Here is a 5,188-nt window from a genome sequence, read left to right as displayed (position 1 = left end):
GTTTTTTATGACGCTGCCCAACGAGCTGGTCGAAGCGGCGCGCATTGACGGCGCCAGCCCGATGCGTTTCTTCCGCGATATCGTCCTGCCGCTGTCGAAAACCAACCTGGCGGCCTTGTTTGTTATCACCTTTATCTACGGCTGGAACCAGTACATGTGGCCGCTGTTAATTATTAATGAAACCCGGCTCGGCACCGCCGTGGCGGGGATCCGCAGCATGATCGGCAACGGCGATGGCTCAACGCAGTGGAATCTGGTGATGGCGGCGATGCTGCTGACCATGCTGCCGCCCATCGTCATCGTATTAGTGATGCAGCGCGCCTTTGTTCGCGGGCTGGTAGAGAGCGAGAAATAATATGGCGGGCGTAACGCTTCAGGCAGTCACGAAATCCTACGACGGCAAGCAGACTATTATTCAGCCGTTTGACGTCACCCTCCGCGACGGGGAGTTTATGGTGATGGTGGGGCCGTCCGGCTGCGGCAAATCCACGCTGCTGCGCATGGTCGCGGGGCTGGAGCAGGTGACCAGCGGCGATATCTATATCGATAACCAGCGCGTGACCGAGCTGGAACCGAAAGATCGCGGCATTGCGATGGTGTTTCAGAACTATGCGCTCTATCCGCACATGAACGTTGAACAAAATATGGCCTGGGGACTGAAGATCCGCGGCATGGGCAAAGCGCACGTTCGAAAACGGGTGCTGGAGACGGCGCGCAGCCTTGAACTTGAGGCGTTGCTGCATCGTTTTCCGCGCGAGCTGTCCGGCGGCCAGCGCCAGCGCGTGGCGATGGGACGCGCCATCGTCCGTGAGCCTGCCGTGTTCCTGTTTGATGAGCCGCTGTCGAACCTTGACGCACGGCTGCGCGTGCAGATGCGGCTGGAGCTTCAACAGCTGCATCGTCGGCTGAACACCACCAGCCTGTACGTCACGCACGATCAGGTGGAAGCGATGACGCTGGCGCAGCGTGTGATGGTGATGAATAAAGGCGTGCTGGAACAATTGGGTACGCCGGTTGAGATTTACGAGCGCCCGGCAACGCGCTTTGTCGCGGGATTTATCGGCTCGCCGTCGATGAACCTGCTGCAAGGACGGATGAACGAGGCAGGAACCCATCTGCTGCTGACGGACAATTTTTCGCTTTTGCTGCCGGAAGCGAAGCCGCGCCTGTCAGGACGTGAATTGACGTTGGGTATCCGACCGGAGCATATTAGCCTCTCCACACAAGCCGCAGGCGGCGTGCCGCTGGTGGTGGAGACGCTGGAGATGCTCGGCGCCGACAATCTGGCGCATGGCCGCTGGGGCAACGAGCCGCTGGTGGTGCGCCTGCCGCACGTCAATCGCCCCGCCATTGGCTCAACGCTGTGGTTACACCTTGCGGCCGACGCGCTGCATTTCTTCGATAGACAACACGGACAACGGCTCGAATGACGAATAAAGCCTGGCCTTACCCACGCATCGTCGCGCATCGCGGCGGCGGCAAGTTAGCGCCTGAAAACACCTTAGCGGCTATTGATATGGGCGCTAAATTTGGCCATAAAATGATTGAGTTTGATGCGAAACTCTCGAAAGATGGCGAGATATTCCTGCTGCATGACGATACGTTAAACAGAACCAGCAACGGCCGCGGCGTGGCCGGGGAACTGCCGTGGCAGGCGCTCCGGCAGTTCGACGCGGGCGGCTGGTTTGGTAAGGCCTTTATTGATGAGCGCCTGCCGCTGCTTGCCGACGTGGCGGAACGCTGCGCGCGCTGGCAGATGATGGCGAATATTGAAATCAAGCCAACCCACGGTCTGGACGCGGAAACCGGACGCCTTGTGGCGCTGGCGGCCTGCGATCTTTGGCAGGCGCAAACGCCGCCGCTGCTCTCATCCTTTTCCGTTGAGGCGCTGGCGGCGGCAAAAGACGCTGCGCCGTCGCTTCCACGCGGGTTGTTGATGCATGAGTGGCAAAAAGAGTGGCCGCAGCGGGTGCGGGAACTGGCCTGCGTTTCCGTACACGTCAATCACAAAGTGTTGACCGAAGCGCGCGTGGCGCAGCTTAAAGCAGAGGGGTTACGTATTCTGGCTTACACGGTAAACCGTCCGGAGCGGGCCAGAAAGCTGCTGGCCTGGGGCGTCGATGCAATCTGTACCGACCGCATCGACATAATGGGCCCGGATTTTAGCTGATTACGGCTGATTGTTGTTCTGCTGCACGGGCGGCGTGGTGTTGCTGCCCGGCTGAGACTTCAGCACGCGTTGCGGGGCGCTGTCGCGCTGCTCCTGCGCCTTACGCTGGATATCCTGTGTCTGCTGCTGCTGATCCTGTTGCAGCTTGCGTTTCTGCTGAGTCTGTTGTGTTTGCATTTGCGACTGCATCCGCTGGGTGCTCGGATTGTAGCCGGGGCGGTTCGGATCGTTAGTGCTGTTAAGCGTATTTGCCATGCTGCCCAGCGGCGCCAGCGCAGCAAAAATAATTAACCATTTCATTTTCTACCCTCCATTTTGCTTGATTCAAGTATAAGCCAGGCGCGGTTTCTGGCCCCAGGAGTGTGCTGAATTTGCGTAACATCTCGCCTTTTTAGAATTTCTTCGCCACTCCATGGGCCGTTCGTGTTACACATTCGTAAACAAACCTGACGAGAGGTAACAATGAGAAAATACGGTACGGCGGGGAGAATGACAGCGCTGGTGACGGTGGCGCTGTTTTTTTGGCAGAGCGCGGTGGCCGCGCCGGCGGTCTCCTATGGCGTTGAGGCGGACACGTTCCATCCGGTTAAAGAGCAACACGGCATGGTCGCCTCGGTTGACGGGCTGGCGACGCAGGTCGGCGTTGATATTCTTAAGCAGGGCGGTAACGCGGTGGATGCCGCGGTTGCGGTAGGATACGCGCTGGCGGTCACGCATCCGCAGGCCGGAAACCTGGGCGGCGGGGGTTTTATGCTGCTGCGTACCGCATCCGGCCGCACGGCTGCGATCGATTTCCGCGAAATGGCGCCGTCGCGTGCCAGCCGCGACATGTTCCTTGACGCGCAGGGCAACGCCGACAGCAAGAAATCGCTGACCTCTCATCTTGCGTCCGGCGTGCCGGGAACCGTGGCAGGCTTTGCGTTGGCTAACAAAGAGTACGGCACCCTGCCGCTCAGTCGCCTGATCCAGCCTGCAATCAACCTCGCCCGTAAAGGTTTCGTAGTGAACCAGGCGCTGGCAGACGATCTGAACGTCTATGGCAAAGAAGTGCTGGTGCAGCATCCGAACAGCAAAGCCATTTTCTACAAACAGGACGGCGCGTCCTATGCACGCGGCCAAACGCTGGTGCAACGTAACCTGGCGCACAGCCTGGAACTGATTGCGAAGCAGGGGCCGGATGCGTTTTACAAAGGCGAGATTGCCAGTCAGATTGCGGCTGAAATGGCGTCGCACGGCGGGCTGATCAGCAAAGAGGATTTAGCTAACTATCGCGCGGTAGAACGCCAGCCGGTCAGCGGTACCTACCGCGGTTATGAAGTTTTCTCGATGCCGCCGCCCTCATCTGGCGGTATCCATATCGTGCAAATTCTTAATATTTTAGAGAATTTTGACCTGGCGAAAATGGGCTTCGGCAGCGCAGATGCGATTCAGACGATGGCCGAGGCGGAAAAATACGCCTACGCCGACCGTTCCGAATACCTTGGCGATCCTGATTTTGTGAAAGTGCCCTGGCAGGCATTGACCAGCAAAGCCTATGCGAAATCGCTGGCGCAGCAGATTGACCTGGCGAAAGCGCGCCCCTCATCAGAGATCAAACCGGGCAAGCTGGCGCCGTATGAAAGCAACCAAACCACGCACTTTTCCGTGGTGGATAAACAGGGCAACGCGGTTGCCGTCACCTATACGCTGAACACCAACTTTGGCAGCGGCATCGTGGCGGGCGACAGCGGCATTTTGATGAATAATCAGATGGATGACTTCTCTGCCAAACCGGGTACGCCAAACGTGTACGGCCTGGTTGGCGGCGAGGCGAACGCGGTAGAAGCCGCGAAACGCCCACTGTCATCAATGTCGCCCACCATCGTCGCAAAAGACGGTAAAACCTGGCTGGTTACCGGCAGTCCGGGCGGCAGCCGTATTATCACCACCGTGCTGCAAATGGTGGTTAACAGTATCGATTTTGGGATGAACGTCGCCGAAGCCACCAATGCACCGCGTTTTCATCATCAGTGGCTGCCGGACGAACTGCGCGTTGAGAAGGGTTTCAGTCCCGACACGCTGAAACTGCTTCAGGCGAAAGGGCAGCATGTGAAAGTGCAGCCGGCGATGGGCAGCACGCAGAGCATTATGATTGGGCCTGACGGCGCGCTCTATGGCGCATCGGATCCGCGTACGGTTGAGGATCTGACCGCCGGATACTGAGTAAAAGGTTCGCCTCTTATCAACACGTTAACCGCCTTTGAAGACGGGGAGCTTCACCTAATCCATTGTAAGATAAGGGGCTTTTCCTGAAAAAGTTTAAATAAAGACTTTACAGGCGAGAATGATAATGATTATTATTGTCATGCGATTTCGTCACGGGCTTCACGGGCCTGGCGGAAAAGCACGACATTGCTCACATTGCTTCCAGTAATACTTTAGCCAGCTCGGGTGCTGGCTTTTTTTTTGCCTTTACATTCACTTTCTGTCGAATATTTTGAACGGAGGAAACAGTTTTCTCCGCTATCTTCCTTGTCTTCTCAGGTTCAGACTCTCTGAAAACATTGAGGAGAATTGAATATGATTTACCAGCGAAAAGCACACGAACGCGGCCATGCCAGGCATGGCTGGCTTGACAGTTACCATACCTTTTCTTTTGCAGATTACTACGATGCCAATTTTATGGGGTTTTCAGCGCTGCGCGTCATCAACGAAGACGTTATTGACGGCGGCCAGGGCTTTGGCATGCATCCGCACAAAGACATGGAGATCCTGACCTGTGTACTTTCCGGCACCGTTGAACATCAGGACAGCATGGGTAATCAGGAACAGATCCTGGCAGGTGAATTTCAGATCATGAGCGCGGGCACCGGCGTGCGTCATTCGGAATACAACGCCAGCAAAGACGTGCCGCTCCATCTCTATCAGATCTGGATTATTCCTGATAAAACCGGTCTTGAACCGCGTTACGCGCAGCGCCGCTTTGATGACGTGCATGGGCGGCAGTGGGTGCTCTCGCCGGACGAGCGTGACGGCTCG

The 5,188-nt window shown here is 57.0% G+C and carries 6 protein-coding genes; 5 read left to right on the top strand and 1 reads right to left on the bottom strand.

Features of this window, described 5'->3' with window-relative positions; genetic code table 11:
• From GS12_RS21990 to ugpQ, 3 genes are all read left to right on the top strand, one after another.
• Positions 1-355: ABC transporter permease subunit (locus GS12_RS21990; protein ID WP_034950970.1), on the top strand; the 355-nt coding region annotated here is incomplete at its 5' end.
• A gap of 1 nt (position 356) precedes the next feature.
• Positions 357-1,430, top strand: a complete 1,074-nt coding sequence (locus GS12_RS21985) for a sn-glycerol-3-phosphate import ATP-binding protein UgpC (protein ID WP_034950967.1) — start codon at positions 357-359, stop codon at positions 1,428-1,430.
• A complete protein-coding gene (gene ugpQ / locus GS12_RS21980; protein WP_034950964.1) occupies positions 1,427-2,170 on the top strand; it encodes a glycerophosphodiester phosphodiesterase in 744 nt (247 codons plus the stop codon). The genes GS12_RS21985 and ugpQ overlap by 4 nt, the downstream gene beginning before the upstream one ends.
• Here the strand turns inward: ugpQ and GS12_RS21975 are convergent, their stop codons facing one another.
• Positions 2,171-2,470 (bottom strand): DUF2756 domain-containing protein, encoded by a 300-nt coding sequence (locus tag GS12_RS21975; protein ID WP_034917680.1) that lies wholly within the window; start codon positions 2,468-2,470, stop codon positions 2,171-2,173. It abuts the gene before it with no gap.
• A gap of 189 nt (positions 2,471-2,659) precedes the next feature.
• On the opposite strand from GS12_RS21975, the gene ggt reads away from it, so the two are divergent.
• Together ggt and GS12_RS21965 are read left to right on the top strand one after the other, a co-directional pair.
• Positions 2,660-4,372, top strand: a complete 1,713-nt coding sequence (ggt, locus tag GS12_RS21970) for a gamma-glutamyltransferase (protein WP_235421310.1) — start codon at positions 2,660-2,662, stop codon at positions 4,370-4,372.
• Positions 4,373-4,729: 357 nt separating this feature from the next.
• On the top strand, positions 4,730-5,188 hold a 459-nt coding region (locus GS12_RS21965; RefSeq protein ID WP_034950958.1), incomplete at its 3' end, for a pirin family protein.

Origin of the sequence: Erwinia oleae (assembly GCF_000770305.1) — a bacterium.
In the GTDB taxonomy this organism is placed as follows: Bacteria; Pseudomonadota; Gammaproteobacteria; order Enterobacterales; family Enterobacteriaceae; genus Erwinia; species Erwinia oleae.
Note: the sequence above shows the minus strand (reverse complement) of the source record. Positions and strands in the feature narration are given on the sequence as shown.